Source organism: Gracilibacillus ureilyticus (genome assembly GCF_900111195.1).
In the GTDB taxonomy this organism is placed as follows: domain Bacteria; phylum Bacillota; class Bacilli; order Bacillales; family Amphibacillaceae; genus Gracilibacillus; species Gracilibacillus ureilyticus.
The window spans coordinates 38,035-62,352 of record NZ_FOGL01000005.1 but is presented as its reverse complement, the minus strand read 5'-3'; the positions used below and the strand labels follow the sequence as shown (position 1 = coordinate 62,352).

The following is a 24,318-nucleotide window of genomic DNA, read 5'->3' as shown; positions in this document are numbered from 1 at the left end:
ATTTACTCCTCCTCCGAGAAGAATTTCCGTTGTACAGCAGTAACAATAATGACGATAATAAGCAGAATAACTGCCATCGCTGATGCTAAGCCGATTTTCCCATACTTAAATGCTGTGTCTACTGTCTGTATAACAAAAGTGGCACTGCCGTTTGAACCACCTGTCATAATGTACGGAATCTCAAATGCACTTAGTGCACCACTAATGGCTAAAATTAGATTAAGAGATACAATTATTTTGATACTTGGCAAAATAATATACCTGAACTGGTGCCAGCGATTGGCACCATCAATTTCAGCCGCTTCATAAATATCTCCGGGAATAGAGGATATTGCCCCTAAAAAGATAATGAAGTTAAATCCCATATATCTCCAAATGGACGTACCAGCTAGGGAAATGTTAATCACATCCGGATTTCCAAGCCAATGGGTAGTCATGTCACCCATGCCGAGCAGCTTAAATACTGTGTCCAGTCCCCCATCTGGTTGGAAGAATAATAAAAACATGAATCCAATCGCCACACCATTTAGTAAGTAAGGGAAGAAGATAACACCTTTAAAGAAGTTCTTAAATCGTACTTTAAAACTTAATATTGTGGCAAAATACAATGCCAGGCCCATTTGGACAAAAGTCCCAACGAAATAATATAAACTGACAGTAAATACGCGGAAGTACTCCGGATCTGTAAAAACTGTCTTGTAATTTTCCAATCCTAAAAATTCCTTCTCACTGAATCCATTCCAATCCGTGAAACTGTACCAGAACATATTGGCAACAGGCAGAAACGAGAACGTACCTAGCAATGCCAACGGGATAATTAGAAAGGATACTATTATAATTCTTCGTTGGGTCCGATAACTTAATTTTGAAAACATCGTTTATTGACACACCTCACTTTCTTCCACCCTATTCTTTTATGTTTTAAAAGAACCGCTATTAATTCCAATAAAAACAGCAACGAGACCGGGAAAAAGCAATTTCTCTGTACAACTCTCCGAACTATTATCACTAAACAGAAAGGTTGTTTGATTTGTATGAGTATTTTTTCATCGTCCGGCAATCTGTATTTTTACATAACTATATTACTCATGTCCCAGCCCCGTGTAATAATTGGATTCTTTAATTTGCTTTTTTTACTCCCCTGCGATTTTTTCAAATGCTGCAGACCAGTCTTCATTCCAGCTGTTCATCACATCATCAAATGACATGTCTCTGTTTCCAATAGCGGCCTCAATTAATATCTTTTTATTTGGTTCCAGCCAGAGGCCAACTTCAGATTCTTTATCTATTTCATCCAGTAAACCTTTTTTTCCTTCAGGTGCAGGGGTTAGCATAGAGAATTCCCATCCTTTTTCTTCACCTGCTGCTAATTCCTCTGGAAGGGGAACTTCTTTTGATGCACTAATCCCTCCAGCCTGTTCTACTGAATATCCTGATTCATGGATAAACCAATCAACCCAGGCAAAAGCAGCTTCTTTGTTCTCACTATGTTTATTGATAGAAATATTTAAATCCGCCCCTAAAGAGAAGATGGTTTTCTCTGCGTCTGTTGGAAATGGCATAATCCCAATATCCTCACCATTGTCCCCTGCACCCTGAATTTGTTCCAGGGCCCATGAACCCAGAACCATTGTTGCAATCTCTCCATTATTCATACGTACTTTGGACGCTTCCCAATCAGTAGTCAAAGGATCTTCTTCGATTAATCCTTGTTCAGCTACATCATACATAAGTTTATAATGTTCATAATGCGGATCTCCTTCATCGAATGGAGTTGGGTCCTCCAGCATTTCAACATTATAATAATCTACACTTCCGGCAGTTGTCGTAACAGCACCTTCCCATTGTGTTAATGGCCATCCAGCTGCATAATTTGTATAAAGTGGAATAGCATCTGTATTTTCTTTAATTTTCTTTAATGCTGCGATAAATTCTTCTTTTGTTTGCGGGATATCTTCTACGCCAGCTTCCTCAAACACCGCTTTATTATAAATGATACCTGTATACGTTACTGCAATTGGAATACCATAGACAGTACCATCAACTGCACGTTCTTCCACACCTAAGTAGTTCTCTTCCATTTCATCTAATTTTCCGAACGGTTCAAAGAAATTAGGAATATCCTGAATCGGGACTTGGACAGGCAAATATTGAACATCCCCGTAATCTTCTGTATTCATCCGTGGCATAATCTCTCCGCCATAATCAGTAAGTGCTTCAAAACTTACATTTACATTTGGATATTTTTCATTAAATTTTTTGGCATAATCCTGATAGACCGTATCCACAATATCGGTTCTGTGAGTAATTACCGTCAGATCGCCTTCGATTTCTTCCGGGTCTAATTCTTTCCATGATTCATATAGCGGTGCATCTGATTCAGCAGATTCTGATACATCATTTACTCCTTCTGATCCATTACTTGCATCTTCTTGATTATCAGATGAACAACCAGCTACAATCAATAGAACAGCTAACATTGTTACGAAATACATTACTGTTTTTTTATTCATACTTTTCAACCCCTCCCCTTTATTAGGTTAACGTTTAAGTAACCTATAAACAGTATAATAACTTGAAACCGCTTACCAGTCAATACTTTTTTCTGAATTAAACAAATCATATCCGCACTCAATCTAGCAATTTTTTATACTAAAACTAGAAATTATAAATACAATCTATTAGTTTATCGTTAAGTTACAAGAACACAAAAAAGAACGAGCATTTCACCCGTTCTACATTATGAAAAATTTTATTTCGCTATTTATTATCTTTGGTGAACCATATGGAAAGAAGACGAAGGTCTTTATCTACATAACCTTCCGAACAGATTCACGAAAGATAATTTTCCCTTTTATAGCAATCCTGCCAAATTCCGCTGAAGGATTATCCATTTTTTCGCAAATGAATTTTACCGCAGTTTTTGCCATCTCCTCAATGTCTACTTCCACAGTAGTAAGGCTTGGAGAGGATAAGGTTGCATATATATCATTATCGAATCCTACAACTGAAAAATCATCCGGAACCTTATAGCCGTTTTTTTGCAGTCTGTCTATTAATAAATGTGCAACCTGATCACAGTTACAAACAAATGCTGTTGGCAATTGATCAGGAAAGTCAAACTCTATATACTCACCGCGGTCGTCCCGGTCACTTATGACATATTCTTGTTTTAAATGAATCTTATGTTCTAACAACGATTTATAATAACCTAAAAAGCGATCCTGAATACTACTTGTGGAAAAAAGGTTCCCAACATAGGCAATATCACGGTGCCCTTGTTTTATTAAGTAATTGGTGAGCTCATAAGCTCCATAAAAATTATCTGTAATTACTGCATCCACATCGTCATGCTCATCATAGAAATCCAGGAAGACAAGCGGCATATCAACACTTTGAATTAACTGGTTATATTCCTTACTAGGCTGACCAAGCATAATGAAGCCATCTACTCTACGTTCGTGATATATTCTTGGCAGTTTCAGCTTTTCTTCATCATCTCCCGGAAGAATATGAATAATACCGTAGTAGCCACTTTCTTCTAAAATTTGCGCAATGGATTGGTAAATTTTTAGATAAAAAGACTGAGTCATACCAGTATACCGTTCAGGAATAATGACACACACATTATAAGATCTGCCATCTTTCATCGATTTAGCCATTGTATTATAACGGTATCCCATTTCGTCTGCCAGCGTTTTTATTTTTTCTTTTAACTCTTCACTGACACCTTCTTTATCATTTAACGCCTTTGATACTGTTACACTACTTACATTCAATTTTTCTGCAATATCTTTCATCGTGACGTTTGACTTCAATTTGTTCACCTCATACTATTTCTTCCCATTTTTATCATCATAACATTATTTTAAATGTATTACTTAATCATTTTACTTAATAGTTACTTTCTCTCGAAATAAAACAAGAAAGTACCTGCACCTATTTCCAACCAAAATAAGTGCAGGTAACTCTCTGAATCCTCAATAACCTTTTAGAAGAGCTTCATTTTGTAAGATAAGTTCTTTTCTTTGTTGTGCATTTTCCAAGGAGCGACCGGCATCTTCCGGGGTATTAAACGTATAATCTATTAGCTGATCAACAGTAGTTAAAGCTACATGAATTCTAGTATCGCTTGATGCATAATAAATAAATATTTCATCATTATTATTCACTACCGCTCCATTACAGAAGATGACATTCGATACATCCCCAACTCTTTCATTATCATACGGCGCGATAAAATGACCCCCTGGTAATGCAATCAATTCCGTCGGATCTTCTAAACTGGTTGCAAAGGTATACAATACATATCGCAAGCCAGCTGCAGTATTACGAACACCATGTGCAATATGAATCCATCCTTTTTCAGTTTTAATCGGTGCAGGTCCTTGACCGTTCTTCACTTCATATATAGTGTGGTATTTCTTACCATGGATTACTTTTTCTTCATTAATAATTGGTTTCGTAATATCTTTCGTTAAGCCAAATGCTATGCCCCCTCCTGACCCAGTAGAGATAAAGCCATCTTGCGGACGTGTATAAAATGCATATTGACCATCCACATATTCTGGATGAAGAACCACATTACGTTGTTGTGGTGAAGGAGTTTTAATATTCGGCAACCTTTCCCAGTTTTTCAGATCTTTTGACCGGACAAGGCCTGCTTGTGCCACAGCACTGGATGTATCAAATTCAGCCACATTTGGATCTTTACTCTCCGAACAGTAAATTCCGTAAATCCATCCATCTTCGTGTTTCACTAACCGCATATCATAAATATTCGTTTCTTCTTTACCAATATCATCCCAAACGAGCGGTGCCCCGGTAAATGTAAATTGGTCAATACCATTTTCACTTACCGCAAGAGCAAAAATCGACTTCCTATCTAATCCTTCTAACCGAACAACTAAGTAATACTTATTATCATGATAAATAGCACCGGGATTGAAAGTCGCATTCACACCAAGACGTTCCATGAAGTAAGGGTTCGTCTCTTTGTTCAAATCAAAACGCCAATGGATCGGAACATGATGACGTGTTAACACCGGATATTTAAATCTGTTATACACTCCATTATAGAATTGTTCTTCTTTTTCATTTTTTCTATTAATAAGTCTCTCTTGTTTTTCTATAAGTTCAAAGTATTTGTTGTGAATCATTCTCCTGACATCCTTTCCATATATTCCAGACAAAACCGTCCATTATGATATGATGTTTTCCATGGTTCCCCAATATCCCTTCTGGTCGGGGTCCCGTCAGCTTCAACAGACCAAAACCATTCGCCGTTGTCGCGTTTATCCACAATATTATTTTTTATATACTCCCACAATGAATCTATTAAAAGTTCAAATTTTGGATCATTAGTATGTTGATAGGCATTAAGGAAACCGACCATCGCTTCTGCCTGTACCCACCATACTCTTGTCATATCATAGTTATCTTCTATCTGCTCATTAATTAGTGAACCATCTGATTGTATCGCATAATCCGATATATTATAGGCAATATCCAGGATCATCTCATTGTATGCCGAATTATTTATACCGAGTGTTTTCACCGTTTCATCCATTAGCCAGCTAGCTTCAATATCATGGCCAAAAGACTTTACCGGAACTAATGAATTCCAACCCTTATCAAAAAATACACCTAGAAATTTAGTGTTCTTATCATAAATCTTTTGATAGTGAACATGCAGAAGATTCTGCAATACCTCTTTTAGTTTCTTAGATGGATACACTTTATACAAATTCGTATAAGCTTCCAATACATGAATATGGGTATTCATTGTAATCTCGGCAATCACACCATTTTCACTCAGCATTTCATTTGCTTGCGGGTTCCAGCATCGGTCAAATTCTTCCAAATACGCATTATTCGTACGGTTAAAGCCCTTCTCTTCGATTAATTGATAAATTTCCAACGCCAGTTCCAGCACTTCCTTCGATTCAGTCACTCGATAATATTCACTTAATGCGTAAATCGCAAACGATTGAGCATACACATGTTTCCTTGTATCTTTTGGCTCACCTTTGTAATTGACGAGCCAGTAGATCCCTTTATGTTTTCGGTCATAAAGCTTATCTCGCAGGAATAAGTAAAGATGCTCCGCATGTAATAAATAATCTTTATTTCCCGTAACCCGATACGCAGCAGAAAATGTCCACAGGAATCTAGCTGTTGCAATCCCTCCTTTATCCTCTTCTTTATGAACAATAAGTTCCTCATCCACTTTACCGAAAAATCCGCCATTCTCCTCATCTTTCAATTTCATCCAGAATGGGAGGATTTTATTTTCTAAGTGATCCCGGATTTCCGCAGCAAGTTTTAACATAGTCACAGTCCTTCCTTTAATTACTCGATAACTTAATATTAACATATTAATTAACCTAAATTACGCTGTCAAATATAATTATTTACTAATTAATAATACTCTTTATTTTTAATCCATTTTAACCACTAGATCAAACTTATGCCGCTGGAATACTTTAACTTCCAGCGGCATAGTATGAAAACAAACTTTTAGTTACAAATTGAATCATTCACTCCATAATTCTACTTTTTGTCGAATAAGTTCTGTATACTCATCTTCTGCTTTATCTATATTGACATTTTTTAAAGCTGTCATATATTCTTCCCAAACTACATTAAAATTACTTGGATCAGCTAAAGTTGCTTTAGGGACAAGTTGTTTTGTTATGTCCAATGCTCTTTGATTAATTGTTTGCAATTCCGAGTTTGCAGGAATAGAAATGTTGTAAGCTGCCCCCCACGGTTTCACCGGAAATTCCTCCGCTGAAGGAAATAAATCTTTCCATAGCTCTGCACCATAAGCTTTTAGTACTTCATTTTCTGTATCTGTTTGATTTTGTATCGCTAGTTCTCGTGTATTAGTAGTAAATGGTTGCCCTGTGGAATCTAATACTCCATCTCCATACCGGGGAGCAAACCTCGCAAAATTAAAACCAATTCCTGTTTTCTTTAAATAGTCCTTATCTGAATTCCTTTTCTCCCATTCATCCTCTGGTATCATTCGTTTACCATCTTTAATTTCATAATGCTCACCTTCAATACCCCAGTTGAGCATAATCTGTGTTTCTTCAGAGGCTAAATAATCTAGAAATTTAATAGCTTTTACAGGATCTTCACAATCTTTTGTAATACTTATACCCCAACCAACCTGGAGACCATTGCTTTGGTAAGAACGATTCTTAAATTCTTCATTTAATGTAACTGGATATACACCGTACATTCTTTCTTCCATTCCAGCTTCTCGTAACGCTTGTTGAGGATTAGCCATCAAATAATCAGGTCCTATCGTAGCAAGAACACGACCGGAAGCAAGTTTAGCTTCAAATTGATCGTTTTTTTGAACAAACATTTCGGGATCTATTAATCCCTCTGAATTCATTTCATTCCACCATTTAAATACTTCTTTCTCTATTGATCGACGATAATGCAATGTTGCTTCATAAGTATCTGGATTGATATAATATTCACCATCATCACTTCCACCTGTCATCATAAACCCTGAATTTAAGAATGATGATTGAATTCTCCAGCTATCCGTGTTCATCGTTAACCCAATTGTTTTCTGCCCATCAATTGTCGGATGTAATTCTTTGTATTCTTTCACAACATTCTTTAAATCATCTAATGTTCTTATTTTCGGATAATCTAACTCTTTCACCACTGCATGTTGAATCCATGCTCCATAACTCGGAGTAATTTGCTCATTATCTACCGGAGCAGTGGTTAGCACATAAATTGAAGGATCTTCCTCACTCCACTTAAGTCGATTCAATCCATCTTCACCTAACATTTTTTTCAGATTCGGGGCGTGCTCGTCAATTAACGGAGCAAGATCTATTAGAGCATCTGCATCGACAAGTTGATCCGCCCCCTTAGACACAATCATATCTGGGTAGTCTCCACTAGCAATCATTAAAGGAATTTTTGTTTGACCGCCTTCAATGTCGAATTCAGGGTCTAATAGTACTCCCGTATCTTCTTTAATTCTCTTTCCTACAGGTGTTTCCATCTCTTCTACCCAATCCGGGTTGGCATCTGAATCAAAAACAGTTAAAGTAGTTAATCCATCAGAAGTGGTTTCGCTTTTATTTGTTGTCTCATTTCCAGAATCTTGACATGCTACCACCAATAATAGAAAAAACAAAATAAATCCTAATTTTAATTTTTTTAACCTCATCTTTTCCTTCCCCCATTACTATTTATTTGCTTGAACAGTTTTACCTGAAAACACCATCATTACTGCTTAACAGCTCCTAATGTCATACCTTGTATAAAGTATTTTTGTACAAAAGGATATACACATATAATTGGTATTACAGTAACCATTGTAATTGCCATTTTTATAGATTGTGGAGATACTCTATTAACTTGTTCATCATTATGTCGCATCATATTCGCATCTTGAGATCCCCCCATACTGGTATTGTCCATAATTTTCATTAATTCATATTGCAAGGTTGTTAAACTTTCATTCATGCTATTGTATAAATACGTATCAAACCATGAATTCCACTGTCCAACTGCTACAAATAACGCTATAGTAGCTAACACGGGTTTACAAAGTGGCAGGATTATACGATAAAAAATCACAAAGTCATTTGCTCCATCCATTTTAGCTGATTCTTGTAGGGAATAAGGTAATCCATCCATAAAGGAGCGAATAATGATGATATTAAAAGCACTTACCAGACCAGGAAGTATATAAACCCAGAATGAGTCAATAAGTCCTAAATCTCTCACTAACATATAACCAGGAATCAAACCTCCCGAAAAATACATAGTTAAAACTATGGTGGTTGATACAAATTTTCTCCCTTGAAAGTCATTTCTACTTAAGGTAAATGCAACCATCGCCTGGATGAATACACCTAGAACCGTTCCAATAACTGTTCTTAATACAGAGTTGATAAATCCTGTTACCAGATTGTCATACTTTAATATTTCGAAATAATTACTTAGAGTAAATTCCCTCGGCAAAATATAAATACTGCCTCTTACTGTGTCTGTTGAATCATTTAAGGAAATTGCTAGTACATTCAGAAAAGGATATAAAGTTATGCTGATCACAAGAAATAGAAAAATATAATTAACGATCTCGAATACTTTCTCACCTTTAGAAACCTTTGGCAGTTTATATGATCTGGACACAATTTTTCCTCCTACATCACACTCTGATTAGAGTATCTTTTAAATATGCCATTTGCTAATAATAACAAAACAATGCTGACAACAGAGTTAAATATACCAATTGCTGTTCCATATGAGAATTGTCCTAAGCCAATACCATAATTAAGCGCATACAATTCTAAAACTTCTGCATATTCTATAACTAACGGATTACTAAGCAGCATTTGTTTTTCAAAACCAATTTGTATCAGATGTCCAATATTTAATATTAAAACAACTAATATCGTAGGACGGATTCCTGGTAACGTAATATGCCATATTTGTCTGAATCTATTCGCACCATCAACTTTTGCTGCCTCGTAAAGTTGCGGGTCTAATCCCGCAATTGCCGCTAAGAAAATTATTGCGTTCCAGCCCATTTCCTTCCATATGTCTGAAACGGTTACAATTCCCCAAAACCATTTTCCATCCGCCATAAATTGATAAGGCTGATCTAAAATCCCCATACCAACTAACAAATCATTTATGATACCACCATCAGTTGACAGCATTTTTGTAACAATACCAGCCACAACTACCCAAGAAACAAAGTGTGGCAAATAAGTAACAGTTTGCGTAACCCTTTTAAAAAAGGAATTTCGTACTTCGTTTAATAAAATGGCAAAAATTATCGGGATAGTAAAACCGAACAATAGCCCTAAAAAACTCATAGCAAGAGTATTACGTAATGCTAGAAAAAATCGTTCATCCTGAAATAGTTGAATAAAGTGTTGAAGACCAACCCATTCCTGTTCCCAGAATGCTTTCCCTGGAATATAATTTTGAAAAGCCATCGTCCATCCCCATACGGGCAGATAATTGAAAACAAAAACCCAGGCAACAAATGGTATTGACATCAGATATAGCATCTTCTGATTTTTGAAGCCTTTCCAAAAAACACTAAGTCTACTCTTCTTTTTTGTAATATCTTTTTTTGTAACTAAATCCATAATCCCCCTCCTTCTGTTGATATATTAATAGTAACTTAATGCTTTACTTTGTAGAACCCTATAAAATAATAGTTATTTCATGTAAAAAATAAAGAAAGCATCCATAAACAAGGAAACGCTTTCTTTAATACATACTTCTATCTAACTAGTCTATAAAATCCCTATTGCTTCTCTCTGAGTTCTTCTAAAAGTTGATTGATAACAGAAACCATGTCATTGAAAATCGGTTCCTCTATTTGCTCATCTTCTCTATATTCATTTAGTATCTTTATTGTCTCTTTAAGTTGTCTAACCTCTAAATAAGTATCTAAATTCGGGAGCTCATCTAGAGTAATTACATTTTCATGATTATAAACCTCTTTTAAATGGTCAATACTATTATTGTCAGTTATAAGACCAATCCATGTTGTAAAATAGCTGTACATAGAGTCATAGACGGTTAACAAATCAGGATCTGGAATGGGGCCATTCTCTGTCATTGCAATTAACTTCCTGTTTGAAGAAAGTTCCACAAGTTCTTCATATTTATAATTTTGAGGAGAATAATTATACTTTTCAGGGTAAGAGTCAAAGCTAACAATATCAACATACTCATCCCCTGGATACCATTCCGGATCAACTGAATTCCAGATCCATATTAGATTATTTAATTTATGATAATTGGTTAATCGATCATACATTAGTTTCCAGAGGTCAATAGTAGGCTCCGGCCCTTTTGCTCCCCACCAGAACCATCCTCCTTCCGCTTCATGCAGAGGTCTCCATAACACTGGAACTTTTGCATCTTGAAGTTTTTTTAATTCAACCGCAATTGCATCTATATCCCGAATTATTAACTGGTAATCTTCTGATTCCGGATTATTCATTGCGTATTCCAAATCGAAAGTTGTGGCATCTGTATAAAACCCACTCCACCAAGGTTTATCTTCTGTATCTATTAGATCTTTTGGGGCGTTCCAATGCCAAGCGAAAGTCACTATTCCGCCTTGTTCAGCCCATTTGAGAGCTTGCTCAACTTCATAGGTCTCTGCTCCTTTTTCAACACGCGACGGGCTATAATCCATCATGTCTAAACCTAGTATAGCTGGTGTCTTTCCTGTTAACTCTTTAATATATCTTATATCTGCTAAATCATTATTACTAGAATCTTGTTGACCTGCTATTATGCTCTTCCCAAAGTTATCCACTAGATAGCTGAACAAGGCCTGCGTTTCTTTTGTTGCATTAGGATTAACTAATCGATTATCCACTTTGTGTTCCATCGGCTGAGGTGCTAGGGATACCTTTATATAGTCGATTGCGAAATTCGTCCAATCAGGCATAATAGTAACTGTATTCGTACCTTCTTTAAGAAGTACTTTACCTGTTGAAACTTCAGCGAAGCCTTCCTCCATTTCAAATGAAGTAAATGCCTCTCCATTTAATTTTATCTTCGCATGTTTACCTTCACCATATATCGCACCATAACCGACCGTTAGGTTATATAAATCGGTATCTGGGACTGTAATAGTAAAAGATACACTGGCATCTTTGTCATTAAAATCACCAACATATCCATCTCCCGAAAAACCTGGTACGTCACTCAACACACTAAGTTTATTAATATCTGCATCTTCCGCTTCCAATTTCATTTCTTCAAAGTCATTTTTTACTTCTGCGTGGACTAATAATCCCACTTCAAAAAAGCACATAGCTAAAGAAAAAAACGAAAGCAAAATAACTGTTCTCATCAATTGAAATATTCTCACCGACAGCTACCCCCTATTTTATAAGATTAGCGCTCACATTATCCCCTTCTTTTTTAGTTTACAGTTAAACTTACCTTTTAAAGCTAGGTAATTTGTCTAATGTGATTACATACTGATGGTTATATACATCTCTTAAATAATCAGGTGTATTTTGTTCCTTTACATGTATAGTATGCCATGTCAAAAACCAAACCCAGTTAGCCCCTTTTATTATCATCTCAGCCGGATTCGGAATAGGTCCACATTCATGCAAAGCAACCGGCATTTTCTTACCTACTGTGCCCACAGCTTGTTGAAATAATTCGGCATGCGGTCCAGGATTATATGTATCCGCGCCTGCAATATCCACATAGTTGTCACCCGGGTACCATCCTTCTTTTATTTCTCCTGAATAACCAAGTACCCATATCAAATTGTTCAAACCATGGTATCTAGTATAACGTTCATACATTAAGCACCAGAGTTTCACAAAAAGTTCAGCTCCCCCCTTGCCCCACCAGAACCACTCCCCATCGAATTCATGGAAAGGTCTCCATAAAACCGGCACTCTAGCTTCTTGTAACTTCTTTAATTCTTGTGCCACTTCATCCATACGTTCAACCATACTACTGTATAAAGGTGTCCCTTCTGTCAAAGCTTCATTTAAATTAATCGTTCCCTTTGAAGATTCATATCCAATTCCATCTGGAGGCATTCCCCAATGCCAGCAAATTGATACTATTCCACCCAATTCCCACCATTCTATTGATCTTTTGTTTACACCTTCATAGTCTTCATTAATGTAATCAAGACCACGTATCGCAGGAAGTTTACCTGTTATCCCTTTTATATATTCCATTTCGTCATTTGGAGGTGCTTTCCAATCTGATTCTTGCTGACCCGAAAGAATGGATTCTCCAGAAATAGAACAAATGTATTTAAATAACTTTTTTGCTTCATATATTGCATTCGGATTTGATAATGTACAGTCTTCTAAAAGCAAATTTTCTTTCACTATATTTCCTCCTCAATTTATTAATTTGCCCAATTTATACCGCATTACAGTTAACCTCACTTTAAGGCCCCTTTAAATTACGGATGATTATTTTAAAAACCTCCTTCACTTTTATTAAACAAATAATAACTTAATGCTATTTCTGATATAACCCTATAAACTAGTTGCTATTTCATACAAAAAATAAAGAAAACGCCTTCAAAAATTAAGGTGGCGTTTTCTTATTTTTATTTTTTCCGATAATCTGATGGGGATATTCCTTCATATTTCTTAAACTTACTATGAAAGTAGTCAGCAGTTGTATACCCTACCATTTTTGCTACTTCATAAACTTTGTAACCTTCTTTTAAATAACGTTTGCTATTTTCGATACGCACTTTATCTAAATATGTTTTAAAGTATTCCCCCGTTTCTTCTTTAAATAATTTCCCTAAATATGCTTTGTGATAATGTAGAAGTTCTGCGATCATATCTAGCTTAATGTTATTAGCATAATTATTATCAATAAAATCTGTCATTCTTTTCACAATTAAGTTGGATTCACTTATATCAATAACTGAAGACAATTCAATCAAATGCTCATGCACTGAAGATATCAATTGCTTTACATTACGGCTATTCTGTATGTCTGCCAGATCAGCTAGAATATTGGTTATTTCCTCTTGAAATTGAGGATAACGTGCAGTTAACTTATTATTTATGTAAGTTAGTGTCATAGTGATCTGGCTTTTGATTTCTTTTTCCGATGCCCCGCTTTTTGCCAGCATTGCAACTGTATCTTTTATAAATTTTATAAATACACTTTTATCACTAATTTCAATTGCATAAAGTAACTTGTCCTGATAATTAGTTATCTCTCCTCTTTCCTCCTTAATTCTGCGGTCAAAAATTTGAGGAGTAGTTGACGTGATCAAATATTGCTCTTCATAAAAAAAACTCTTTTCCAGAAAGAAAATTGCTTGCCGATAACATTTATTTAATGACTCTATTTTTGAAACTACCTCCGATACAGCAGCTATCACTTCAATACTTTTCATTGTTAGTTGATGATAAATAGTATAGTATAATTTTTCAGTATTACTTCCACTCTTATTTTCATTAACAAGTATACCGATATGGTTATCTTTTAAAAAAACAATACCTTTGTCACCTTTTACCATGCCCTGTGTATTTTGATATATATCTCTAAGGGCAAAATCCTTTTTCTCATGAAATTTTAATAGTAAAAGAGCATAATGTTCCCATTTTAAGTTTTCCTCAAAATATAGTACCGATTTTTGCGTTAATACTCCCTGAATAATATTATCTACATGACTTTGACAATGATTATTTTCTTTTTCTTTATTAAATATATTTTGCTCATCCAATTCCTTGTGAATCTTCATTAGATAATTTGTTAATTCTTCCTCCTCTAGAGGTTTTAACAAGTAGCCAGTAGCGTTATACTGCAAAGCTTGCTTTGCATAATGGAAATCTGCATACCCACTTAGAATAAGAAATTTTACATTCTGATCTTTTTCCCTGATTATTTTTATCACTTCTAATCCAGACATTTTTGGCATCTTAATATCAATTATGACGAGATGTGGTAGATGTTTCTTATATTTCTCTATGGCTTCAAGGCCATCTGCAGCTGTATCAATTACTTCAAAACCAAACCTTTTCCACTCTATTAATGTTACAATCCCTTGTCTGGTTCTTCTTTCATCATCCACGACCATCACTTTCCACAATGTTCTCTCCCCCTACTCCTAAAAAAATAGATAGGGATACGGTTGTCCCTTTACCTTCTTCGCTTTCAATTTTTAGTTCACTATCTTCTCCACAAACTAATTTTAATCTTTGATATACATTCCGCAAGCCAATTCTAACACCTTGTTGATCTTCATTATCAGACAATGTACGTGAAATCTCAATAAGTCTTTTCCTGCTTATTCCAGTCCCATCATCACTAACTGTTATAAATAATCTATTGTCCTTTAATTTCGTTGATATTCTTACTTCACCTCCATTTCTCACATCTTCCAATCCATGAATTACACTGTTCTCTACTAAGGGTTGAATAATCAGAGGCGGTATTAGTAGTTTTTCAGTACTCGGCTCAATATTAAAATAATAATTTAATCTATCTTCATAACGGAATTTTTGAATGTCTAAATACCACTTTGTTACATCCACTTCTTTCTGCAGTTCTACTCTCCCCTCAGAAACCTCTAGATTATTCCTCATTAACTTGCCTAATAATTTCACCACCTCTGCTATTTCAGTTTCACCTTTGAAGTGTGCTTCCATTCTAATGGATTCTAGACAGTTAAATAGGAAATGCGGATTAATTTGTGAAGCAAGCATTTTGAATTTTATTTCACTTTGTTTCTTTTCAAGCAGAGCTTTTTGTCGATTACTTTTTTCTATCTTTTGCAGTAAATTCTTTGTATTAATCACCATTTGATCTAAATCATTAGCTAATTGGCCTATTTCATCCTTGCCATCTATGTTAATACGCATATTAAAATCACCTTTAGAAACATTGGATATTTGTTTGCTCAGTAAAATAATTCGGGTAGAAAACAATTTGGCCAGTATATAAATTAGAATTACAGCAACAAGAATGGTGATAGACATTAAGATTGTTCCCATTTTACCGAATTGATGGGCATTTTTTACGATTTCTTGATCCTCTATAATAGAAATGATGAATAATTTATTTAAAGCGTCTAGAGGAACATTTTGCACAAAAATTCTTCTAGGCTCTTTTGATTTTGTATCATGGAAAATACCAGTATCTCCTTTTAGAACTTCTTCCATATCAGTAACACGATCCAGTTTATGTCCAATTTGTTCTTCACTGTTAGAAGCAATAATGTTATTTTGGCCATCGACTAACATTGTCATAGATGATTCTTGTGAGAGTATGGTTTTTAATGTTTTGCTATTTACATTAATTACTAATACCCCACTAGTTTTATATGCTGAAAAGTCAATTTTTCTTACAAGACTCAGATACTTCTCATTACTTTTTGTCTCATCTCTAATATAGTTCCACTGTATTGCACCACCATTTTCTAATGCGGTTTTGAACCAATTCTTTTCTTTTATGTGAGCACTAGCAGGGATTATCTCCCAATCATTAATAAGATTAGGATTATCTACATAAAAACGAAGATTTGAAATTTCAGAATGATATGTTCTAATGTATTCCTGGAAGTTATCGTACTCCCAGTAATCACTAATTAATTGGAAAGTTGATTCATAATTTTTATTAAGTATATTTTCTAATTGGTAATCAAGTCTTATATTATTAGAGATATAGATAGGAACTTTTAAAATTTCAAGTGTCCTCTCCTTTACCCGCTCCATATTCATAGCTACTTGTTCTTCAGCCTCAGCAATCGCCTGATTTCTAAGTTCGTTAGTTAAGTACCCACCAACTATAACTACCGGAGCAAAAACAACCAATACAAAAGCGATAAATAATTTATCTCTGACATTTATATTATTAACAAACCGTCTAATTGGATTAAGAATCATACTCCCTCCCTTTAATAATTTATCGATAAAGTTAATGTATTCTATATTTTATAACACAAAAAATAATAACACCATAGATTTTTCGATTTATTAAGATTGTATAATTTATATTGTCAGATTTCTTTATTATTAGGCCCATATAGAATACAGTTCAACGTTCTTCGCTGTCGTTCAAATAATAACATGCAAAGTTTGTGTGTATTTAATAAAGAAATTCTTTAATTATGTCCAGTTAGTCTTATTGCTATTTTAGACTTTCAGCCGGAAAAAAAATTAATTCACTTTGACATTCAATAGCATTTCTTATATATTTAAGTAATCGATAACTTTTCTATAAAGGGAGGAGATTCTTTTTGCCAATTAGAATCAATCAACACCATTCTGAATTCCACTTATACAATAATAAAGTGAGTTATATTTTCCGTGTTATAGAGAAAAGCAGGCAGCTTGAACATTTATATTATGGAAAACGGATACATCACCGCGACAGTTTTGATCACTTGATAGAGCGGGAAATTAGACCATCCTGCAATATGTTTGAAGGGGACCACACTTCATCTATGGAGCATATTAAACAAGAATATCCTAGCTATGGATCGACCGATTTTCGTTTCCCTGCTCATTCCATTCTAAGGGAAGATGGAAGTCATATTACGAACTTTACTTATCAAAACTTTCGAGTCACTAAAGGAAAAAAGAAATTAGAAAACTTACCTGCTACTTATGTAGAACAAGAAGATGAGGGAGATACATTAGAAATTGATTTATATGACGATGTATTAAAGTGTCGACTTACACTTTCCTATACTATTTATCAAAACCGGAATGTGATTACTCGTCATGCTGAATTCTCTAACGAAGGAAATGAAAATTATTATCTCGATCATGCAATGAGTATGAGTATAGATTTTCCTGATGATCAATTTGAAATGGTCCATTTACATGGCGCCTGGGCGAGAGAAGGACATCTGGAGAAAAAAACATTATCAAAAGGTATTCAATCAATCTATAGCAATCGGGGAGCAAGCAGTCATGTGTTCAATCCATTTATAACGTTAAAGCGTCCCAATGCAGATGAACACCAAGGAGAAGTTTATGGATTTAGTCTCGTTTATAGCGGTAATTTCTTAGCACAAGTGGAGGTCGACAGCTATAATGTAAGCAGAATCACTATGGGAATTAATCCTTATCGTTTCAAATGGAAGCTTGGTGCAGGGAGTAGTTTTCAGACACCTGAATGTGTAATGGTTTATTCTGATAAAGGCTTAAATGAAATGAGTCAAACTTATCACAAGTTATATCGGGAACGTTTAGTTCGTGGAAACTGGCGAGACAACGCCCGTCCCGTATTGATTAATAATTGGGAAGCTACATACTTTGACTTTAATGAAGAAAAAGTATTAGAAATTGCCAGTACAGCAAAAGAGCTTGGTATTGAACTTTTTGTATTAGATGATGGCTGGTTCGGTAAAAGAGATGATGACACAAGTTCTCTTGGCGATTGGTTCGAAGATAAACGAAAATTGCCAAATGGTATTAATGGTCTGGCTGAAAAAGTGGAAGAACTCGAGATGCGGTTTGGGTTATGGTTTGAGCCGGAGATGGTATGCAAAGATACAAAATTATTCGAAGAACATCCTGACTGGATTATCTCTACTCCAGATCGGCAGATATCACATGGCAGAAATCAATTTGTACTGGATTTTTCCCGTTCAGAAGTAGTAGATTATATTTTTCAAATGATGAATCAAATTCTTTCAAAATCCAATATCACATATATTAAGTGGGATATGAATCGTCATATTACGGAAGCTTATTCACAGAAACTTCCAGCTGATCAGCAAGGGGAGGTATTTCATCGTTACATTTTAGGAGTATACGATTTATATGAGAGATTAATAAAAAAATACCCTGATATATTATTTGAATCCTGTGCAGGTGGCGGAGCCCGCTTTGATCCTGGGATGCTGTATTATGCGCCACAGACTTGGACTAGTGACGATACTGATGCAGTTGAACGTCTAAAAATTCAATATGGTACCTCGATGGTTTACCCATTAAGTTCGATAGGGAGCCATGTTTCGGCGACACCTAACCACCAGGTTGGCCGTTTAACCCCATTGCAAACAAGAGCTGCTGTCGCATACTTTGGCACATTTGGTTATGAACTAGATATCACCAAACTTTCTGATGAAGACAAAGCAATGGTTAGAGAGCAAGTGGCTTTCTTTAAAGAATATCGTGATTTGATTAGAATGGGCGAATTTTATCGACTCCTAAGCCCATTCGAAAGTAATGAAACATCATGGATGGTAGTAAGTCGGGATAAATCCGAAGCTTTAGTTGGTTATTATAAAGTGTTAGCAAAACCGAACGAAGCATATCAGCGGATAAAACTAAAAGGCCTTGATCCTGATCGGTTATATCGAGTAAATGGAACTACTACCCATTATGGCGATGAGCTGATAAATATCGGCATTTTACTATCCGGGAATTACACAGATAGGGCCAATGAATTCTGGGGACAGAAACACCCTGGAGATTATCAATCTCAATTATTTATACTTAAGGGTTTATAACGGAAAAGGAGTAAGTTTATTACTTACTCCTTTTCCACGTCATTATTTGGGGAAAATTCATTTATTTTGCTTCAATATGAAACAGGATTTCACTACCTGCTTTCACTTCTTCAGCAAAAGAAATGTTAGTTAAATTATAATCTTCTCCATTCATCAGAATTATTGGAGTGATCGTTTTGTAACCTTTAGCTTTGACTGATTCCACATCAAAATCAGCTAAATTATCTCCTTTTTTAACTTTATCACCATTATTTACTTTTATCTCAAATCCTTCTCCATTAAGTTCAACTGTTTCCAGACCCATATGCACTAATATTTCTGCACCATTATCTGCCCTTAAACTTATCGCATGCTTCGTTTTAAACACATCAACTACTTCCCCATCGACAGGAGAAACAACCAGATTAGAAGTGGGATCAACCGCTATTCCTTCACCCATCATCTTTTGAGAAAACACCTGATCCGGGACTTCTTCAAGCGGGACTACTTTACCTGTTAGTGGGGAGACCAGATCTGCGTTAGTATCTTTTTTCTTAAATAGGTTTTTGAGCATATTTATACCTCCATATACTTCAGACTTATTTTATATTACTTATACCCTGCTGCACCTCTTCTTAACCGCAGAAAACACTCGAACATTAAGTTCGAGTGTTTTCTATAACTGCTTTGAGTTTTTCTACATTTACTCTGGCACTGTCAAGGGGATCTCCATCAAATTTTTCCTGTTCTATTACATACCATTTGACACCAGCTCTTTCTCCGGCTTGCCATAAAGAACCAATGTCCAGTGTGCCTTTTCCAATTTCAATACTTCTTTTTTCACCATTTTCTATTGTCATATCTTTAATATGAAGTGATACAATCTGATCATCGTACGACTGAATTACCTTTAATGGGTCATTATCCGCATGTGTTGCCCAATAACAATCAAGTTCCACTTTCACATTCTCATTATCCGTTTCCTCGAAAATAATATCGAACCCTCGCTTTCCATTTCCTAAGTCGAAAAATTCCATATTATGGTTATGATAGGCAAAAGTAAAACCTGCCTCTTTACACTTACGCCCTATTTCATTCAGTTCTTCTGCTGCACGATAATATGCCCCTTCATCCGCTCGATAATCCTCTGGTAAAATTGGGCAAATAATGAGATTGTTTCCGATCTTACGATTATATTCAAGTGAATCTTCTAATTGATCACCAATTAATGTTTCGAAAGGCATATGGCTGCCTGCCGCCACTAATCCTGCTTCATCCATCACTTTTTTTAATTCATCTGCTGGTGTATCAAAAAAACCTGCAAATTGTACGGCTTCATAGCCCATTTCTCCTAATTTTCGCAGTGTGCCTAAAAAGTCATTTGCTGTATGTTCCCTTACGGAATACAGCTGGATTGCAATTTTGCCCATGGTAAACCCTCACTTCTTATTATAGATTAATTGCTTTTCCTGTTTCAGCTGATTGATAAAGTGCATCAATGATTTTTTGGATATTCGTGCCTTGTTTGGCATAAATGTCTGTGACATTTCCCGCGATACAGTCTGCTGCAAATGCATGAATCTCTGTTTCATGAGCATTAACATTTGGCAAATAGGCTGGTGTGATATCGAGCAGTGTGTCATGCTTTTCCTGATACATTTTTAACGGAAAAATATCTGCACCGCCTTCGTTCCCCATCAGTGAGACTTGCATGAAATCATTTTTCTCTACATTTGCTGCGAATGCTGATTCTAATACGATGGAAGCCCCATTTTTGAATGTAATCATTCCTACAGCCATATCTTCGACGGTATAATTCTCATAATCCCATGCACCTAATAAACCGACGCCTTTTCTGGTACCAAGCTGCTGGTGTGTTTGACCGAGGACTGATACAGGTTCTGGATATCCCATTAAATACAGAGCAGTGTCAAGCATGTGAACACCAATATCAATAAGCGGGCCGCCACCTTGCAATTCCTTATTTGTAAAAACTCCCCAACCGGGTATGCCGCGCCTTCTGATAGCCTGAACGCGGCCTGAATAAATCTCACCAAATTCTCCTGCATCAATAAATCTTTTTACTGTTTGGGTTTCTGCCTGATAACGATAGTGAAAACCGTACATTAATAATTTACCTGAGGCAGCTTGTGCATCTTCCATTTCCTTTGCTTCCTGCTGATTCATCGCAGGTGGTTTTTCGCAAAGGACGTGACATCCCGCCTCGAGTGCTGCAATAGCTGCATCACGGTGGAATTTATTAGGTACACAAATGCTCACAGCATCTAGTTCTACTTCCTTTAGCATTCTTTCGTATTGCTCAAAAACATAAGGAATATTCTCTTCGTCTGCTACCACTTTTGCTCTGTCATAAGCTACATCTGCAATGGCAACAACCTCCACTTGTTCCGGGAGTTTCTTATATGCAGGCAGGTGAACACTCGTAGCAATTCCGCCCGCTCCTATTATTCCGACACGTAGTTTACCCATAGTATTCGCTCCCATTATGCCCACCACATATCTGTCGGACTCTCTTTGATATTTACTGCCTTTAAGTTATCGATTGCTCTTTGGAATCCTTCATCTATCGACATAATCGGGTCCTCGTGTTCAATACTAACCACATAATCATAGCCATAGATTCTTAACGCACTAATCATATTAGACCACTCCTGCAAACTGTGACCACACCCAACTGAACGAAAGTTCCACGCTCTTGTCTGAATATTTCCATATGGCTGCATATCTGTTAAACCGTACATATTCACATTATCCTGGTCAATATATGTGTCTTTTGCATGGAAATGATGGATAGCATTTTCTTTTCCAAGGATTTTAATTGCAGCTACAGGGTCGATACCTTGCCACCATAAATGACTTGGATCAAGATTGGCTCCAATTGCCAGGCTGGTTTGCTCTCGTAATTTCAGCATAGTATAAGGTGTATGAACTAAAAACCCTGCATGTAATTCAAGTCCTATTTTCACATTGTGTTCCTCTGCTAAATTTCCGATCTCTTTCCAATACGGGATTAGTTTTTCTTCCCATTGCCATTCAAGAGTTTCTGCAAATTCAGGCGGCCATGGTGCAACAGGCCAGTTTGGAGCCTTTGCATTCTCACTGTCTCCAGGAGTACCTGAAAATGTATTCACAACTGGAACACCCATTAAACCAGCCAATTTAATCGTCTTCCGCAGAACAGAATCACATTCTTCTGCAAAGGATGTATCAGGTGTCAGCGGATTTCCATGGCAGCTGAAGGCACTAATTTCCAATCCTCTGTCTGTCACTGCTTTTAAATAAGCATTTCTTTTGTTTTCATCCTCCAAAAGTTCATCAACTTTACAATGTGCATTACCAGGATAACCACCTGTCCCTATTTCCACAGCGTCCAATCCACTTGCTTTTACATGATCCAGCATCTCTTCAAAACTTTTCTCAGCAAACAAAACTGTAAAAACACCTAATTTCATGTATAGCCCTCCTTATAATAATATATTTTTTTTCGATTCGTTCGCTTCGAGTGCGGCAAGTATAATTTTTAATGATTTATACCCTTCTTCTCCATCTATTAATGGTCTTTCATCATTTAATACACAGTGAACAAAATGATCAATAACACCTGATGATGTCTGGCCACCATTATCATTTGTCTGTATTTGTCCTAGTTCATAGTTGACTTTAGATCCATCTGTATAGCTCGCAATAAGACTGTAATTCGGATCCTCTTCCAGACGGAGGTTTCCTTTTTCTCCATATATAACAGTAGAATTGTCTTCCCCGCCTTTGTAAGCCCAGCTTGCAGTGAGTGTCCCTATAATGCCGCTCTCACTTCGTAATATAGTAACTGCCTGATCATCTACATCACTATTTTCTTTTGCAGAAGATTCGATCATTGAAGCCACTTCCACAAACTCTGTATTTAGAATGTAACGAATCACATCTGCTTTATGTACACCCAAATCGCCAAGTGCACCTATAAATGCCTCTTCTTTCCGGAAGAACCAGCTGTTTGCCCCGTCAATACTCCATCCTTCCGGGCCACCATGTCCAAAGGTTGTACGGAAACTGTATATCTTTCCTAGGCCTCCGTTCTCGATAATTTCCCGGGCTTTTTGGTGACTTGCTACAAAACGCTGATTATGGGCGATCATAAGTTTCTTGCCAGCTTTTTCGCTCGCAGATATCATTTGCTGTGCTTCCTCGTCAGAAGTTGCCATCGGTTTTTCACACAGTACATGCTTGCCATTCTCTGCAGCAAAAACTGATACAGGCGCATGCAGATAATTCGGCAGACAGACACTGACAAGATCAGCGTCGCTTTCAGTAATAGCTTTCTTATAGTCTGTATACGCTTTTGCTCCATACTTTTCTGCTGCATCCTGCACTCTATGTTCAACTATGTCACATACCGCTACAATGTTAACGCTGTCATTCGATGCATACTCCGGCAGATGCCTGTGGATGGCAATACTTCCACATCCTATAACTGCTACTTTTAATCTGGTCACATTAATCTCTCCTTTTATTTAGGCTGAATTGTTTCTAATGGCTTTGCATTTCCATATGATGAGTATTCACGCTGGACAGGACTTGCCCATTTCACTGCGTTTTTAATGATTCTTTGCACCTCTTTATGATAGTAAGTCGGATAAGTTTCGTGTCCTGGGCGGAAATAAAAAATACGACCATGACCTCTCTTATAAGTACATCCCGAACGGAACACTTCTCCACCTTCAAACCAGCTGACTAAAACCAGCTCATCAGGGGCAGGAATATCAAAATGTTCTCCATACATCTCTTCTTTTTCCAGTTCAATATATTCTCCAATACCTTCCACAATTGGATGTGAGGGAGACACTACCCACATTCTTTCTTTATCATCTGCTTCCCGCCATTTCAGGTCACAGCTTGTGCCCATTAATTTTTTGAAAATTTTCGAAAAATGACCGGAATGGAGTACAATTAAACCCATCCCTTCCAGCACTCGCTGGTGAATTTTATCAACTATTTCATCATTCACTTCATCATGAGCCATATGCCCCCACCAGATTAATACATCCGTCTCAGCCAACTTCTCATCTGTAATGCCATGATCTGGTTCATCTAAAGTTGCCGTATTTACTTCTACATTATCATCTGCAAGAAATTGCTTTATCGTGCCATGGATTCCATCTGGATAGATTTTTGCAACTTCTTCATTTTGCTGTTCATGTCTAAATTCATTCCATACTAGTACCCTCATTTTATTCTCCTCCAATCTCTTAGACTAATATTATTCGATTCTTTATCATTTGAACATAAATGATATAATCATAACATGAACTATTTTGCTATTAATTTGA

19 protein-coding genes are annotated in these 24,318 nt (G+C 36.3%); 1 reads left to right on the top strand and 18 read right to left on the bottom strand.

Annotated features, from left to right (window positions below; translation table 11 throughout):
- Nucleotides 1-2: 2 nt before the first annotated feature.
- The 12 genes from BMW36_RS06925 to BMW36_RS06870 all read right to left on the bottom strand — a co-directional run bounded on the left by BMW36_RS06925 (nucleotide 3) and on the right by BMW36_RS06870 (nucleotide 16,415).
- Entirely contained in the window at nucleotides 3-875 is an 873-nt protein-coding gene (locus tag BMW36_RS06925) for a carbohydrate ABC transporter permease (protein WP_089740133.1), read from the bottom strand.
- A 258-nt stretch (nucleotides 876-1,133) separates the two neighbouring features.
- Nucleotides 1,134-2,513, bottom strand: a complete 1,380-nt coding sequence (locus BMW36_RS06920) for an ABC transporter substrate-binding protein (RefSeq protein ID WP_089740132.1) — start codon at nucleotides 2,511-2,513, stop codon at nucleotides 1,134-1,136.
- Nucleotides 2,514-2,810: 297 nt separating this feature from the next.
- Nucleotides 2,811-3,818 (bottom strand): LacI family DNA-binding transcriptional regulator, encoded by a 1,008-nt coding sequence (locus BMW36_RS06915; protein WP_089740131.1) that lies wholly within the window; start codon nucleotides 3,816-3,818, stop codon nucleotides 2,811-2,813.
- A gap of 162 nt (nucleotides 3,819-3,980) precedes the next feature.
- Nucleotides 3,981-5,159: a glycoside hydrolase family 130 protein gene (locus BMW36_RS06910; RefSeq protein ID WP_089740130.1), complete on the bottom strand. Its 1,179-nt coding sequence runs from the start codon at nucleotides 5,157-5,159 to the stop codon at nucleotides 3,981-3,983.
- Entirely contained in the window at nucleotides 5,156-6,331 is a 1,176-nt protein-coding gene (locus tag BMW36_RS06905; protein WP_089740129.1) for an AGE family epimerase/isomerase, read from the bottom strand. The genes BMW36_RS06910 and BMW36_RS06905 overlap by 4 nt, the downstream gene beginning before the upstream one ends.
- A 204-nt stretch (nucleotides 6,332-6,535) precedes the next feature.
- The gene (locus BMW36_RS06900) at nucleotides 6,536-8,206 is read right to left on the bottom strand and encodes an ABC transporter substrate-binding protein (RefSeq protein ID WP_089740128.1); all 1,671 of its coding nucleotides are present in this window, start codon (nucleotides 8,204-8,206) and stop codon (nucleotides 6,536-6,538) included.
- Nucleotides 8,207-8,265: 59 nt separating this feature from the next.
- Nucleotides 8,266-9,177, bottom strand: a complete 912-nt coding sequence (locus tag BMW36_RS06895) for a carbohydrate ABC transporter permease (RefSeq protein ID WP_245711609.1) — start codon at nucleotides 9,175-9,177, stop codon at nucleotides 8,266-8,268.
- Nucleotides 9,178-9,188: 11 nt separating this feature from the next.
- Nucleotides 9,189-10,145: an ABC transporter permease gene (locus tag BMW36_RS06890; RefSeq protein ID WP_089740127.1), complete on the bottom strand. Its 957-nt coding sequence runs from the start codon at nucleotides 10,143-10,145 to the stop codon at nucleotides 9,189-9,191.
- Between the two features lie 161 nt (nucleotides 10,146-10,306).
- Nucleotides 10,307-11,893 (bottom strand): glycosyl hydrolase, encoded by a 1,587-nt coding sequence (locus BMW36_RS06885; protein ID WP_245711608.1) that lies wholly within the window; start codon nucleotides 11,891-11,893, stop codon nucleotides 10,307-10,309.
- A 70-nt stretch (nucleotides 11,894-11,963) separates the two neighbouring features.
- The gene (locus BMW36_RS06880) at nucleotides 11,964-12,887 is read right to left on the bottom strand and encodes a glycosyl hydrolase (protein ID WP_175480375.1); all 924 of its coding nucleotides are present in this window, start codon (nucleotides 12,885-12,887) and stop codon (nucleotides 11,964-11,966) included.
- A gap of 227 nt (nucleotides 12,888-13,114) precedes the next feature.
- Nucleotides 13,115-14,611 carry a response regulator transcription factor gene (locus BMW36_RS06875; RefSeq protein WP_245711620.1) on the bottom strand — a complete coding sequence of 499 codons (1,497 nt, stop codon included), beginning with the start codon at nucleotides 14,609-14,611 and terminating at the stop codon, nucleotides 13,115-13,117.
- Nucleotides 14,595-16,415, bottom strand: coding sequence for a sensor histidine kinase (locus tag BMW36_RS06870; RefSeq protein ID WP_089740124.1), 1,821 nt, complete (start codon nucleotides 16,413-16,415; stop codon nucleotides 14,595-14,597). The genes BMW36_RS06875 and BMW36_RS06870 overlap by 17 nt, the downstream gene beginning before the upstream one ends.
- Before the next feature lie 353 nt (nucleotides 16,416-16,768).
- On the opposite strand from BMW36_RS06870, the gene BMW36_RS06865 reads away from it, so the two are divergent.
- Nucleotides 16,769-18,994 carry an alpha-galactosidase gene (locus tag BMW36_RS06865; protein ID WP_089740123.1) on the top strand — a complete coding sequence of 742 codons (2,226 nt, stop codon included), beginning with the start codon at nucleotides 16,769-16,771 and terminating at the stop codon, nucleotides 18,992-18,994.
- A gap of 61 nt (nucleotides 18,995-19,055) precedes the next feature.
- Here BMW36_RS06865 and BMW36_RS06860 read toward each other — a convergent pair whose 3' ends face one another.
- The 6 genes from BMW36_RS06860 to BMW36_RS06835 all read right to left on the bottom strand — a co-directional run bounded on the left by BMW36_RS06860 (nucleotide 19,056) and on the right by BMW36_RS06835 (nucleotide 24,218).
- Entirely contained in the window at nucleotides 19,056-19,547 is a 492-nt protein-coding gene (locus BMW36_RS06860; RefSeq protein WP_089740122.1) for a PTS sugar transporter subunit IIA, read from the bottom strand.
- 85 nt (nucleotides 19,548-19,632) lie between these two features.
- The gene (locus BMW36_RS06855) at nucleotides 19,633-20,403 is read right to left on the bottom strand and encodes a sugar phosphate isomerase/epimerase family protein (protein WP_089740121.1); all 771 of its coding nucleotides are present in this window, start codon (nucleotides 20,401-20,403) and stop codon (nucleotides 19,633-19,635) included.
- Between the two features lie 19 nt (nucleotides 20,404-20,422).
- A complete protein-coding gene (locus BMW36_RS06850; protein ID WP_089740242.1) occupies nucleotides 20,423-21,463 on the bottom strand; it encodes a Gfo/Idh/MocA family protein in 1,041 nt (346 codons plus the stop codon).
- Nucleotides 21,464-21,477: 14 nt separating this feature from the next.
- Entirely contained in the window at nucleotides 21,478-22,446 is a 969-nt protein-coding gene (locus BMW36_RS06845; protein ID WP_089740120.1) for a sugar phosphate isomerase/epimerase family protein, read from the bottom strand.
- A gap of 12 nt (nucleotides 22,447-22,458) precedes the next feature.
- Nucleotides 22,459-23,484, bottom strand: coding sequence for a Gfo/Idh/MocA family protein (locus BMW36_RS06840; RefSeq protein WP_089740119.1), 1,026 nt, complete (start codon nucleotides 23,482-23,484; stop codon nucleotides 22,459-22,461).
- Nucleotides 23,485-23,498: 14 nt separating this feature from the next.
- The gene (locus tag BMW36_RS06835; protein ID WP_089740118.1) at nucleotides 23,499-24,218 is read right to left on the bottom strand and encodes a ThuA domain-containing protein; all 720 of its coding nucleotides are present in this window, start codon (nucleotides 24,216-24,218) and stop codon (nucleotides 23,499-23,501) included.
- Nucleotides 24,219-24,318: the final 100 nt, after the last annotated feature.

Coding starts and splice junctions, on each gene's coding strand:
- BMW36_RS06835 (WP_089740118.1), bottom strand. CDS start 24,218: ATGAGGGTACTAGTATGGAATGAATTTAGACATGAACAGCAAAATGAA.
- BMW36_RS06855 (WP_089740121.1), bottom strand. CDS start 20,403: ATGGGCAAAATTGCAATCCAGCTGTATTCCGTAAGGGAACATACAGCA.
- BMW36_RS06890 (WP_089740127.1), bottom strand. CDS start 10,145: ATGGATTTAGTTACAAAAAAAGATATTACAAAAAAGAAGAGTAGACTT.
- BMW36_RS06860 (WP_089740122.1), bottom strand. CDS start 19,547: ATGCTCAAAAACCTATTTAAGAAAAAAGATACTAACGCAGATCTGGTC.
- BMW36_RS06920 (WP_089740132.1), bottom strand. CDS start 2,513: ATGAATAAAAAAACAGTAATGTATTTCGTAACAATGTTAGCTGTTCTA.
- BMW36_RS06910 (WP_089740130.1), bottom strand. CDS start 5,159: ATGATTCACAACAAATACTTTGAACTTATAGAAAAACAAGAGAGACTT.
- BMW36_RS06905 (WP_089740129.1), bottom strand. CDS start 6,331: ATGTTAAAACTTGCTGCGGAAATCCGGGATCACTTAGAAAATAAAATC.
- BMW36_RS06870 (WP_089740124.1), bottom strand. CDS start 16,415: ATGATTCTTAATCCAATTAGACGGTTTGTTAATAATATAAATGTCAGA.
- BMW36_RS06850 (WP_089740242.1), bottom strand. CDS start 21,463: ATGGGTAAACTACGTGTCGGAATAATAGGAGCGGGCGGAATTGCTACG.
- BMW36_RS06925 (WP_089740133.1), bottom strand. CDS start 875: ATGTTTTCAAAATTAAGTTATCGGACCCAACGAAGAATTATAATAGTA.
- BMW36_RS06845 (WP_089740120.1), bottom strand. CDS start 22,446: ATGAAATTAGGTGTTTTTACAGTTTTGTTTGCTGAGAAAAGTTTTGAA.
- BMW36_RS06900 (WP_089740128.1), bottom strand. CDS start 8,206: ATGAGGTTAAAAAAATTAAAATTAGGATTTATTTTGTTTTTTCTATTA.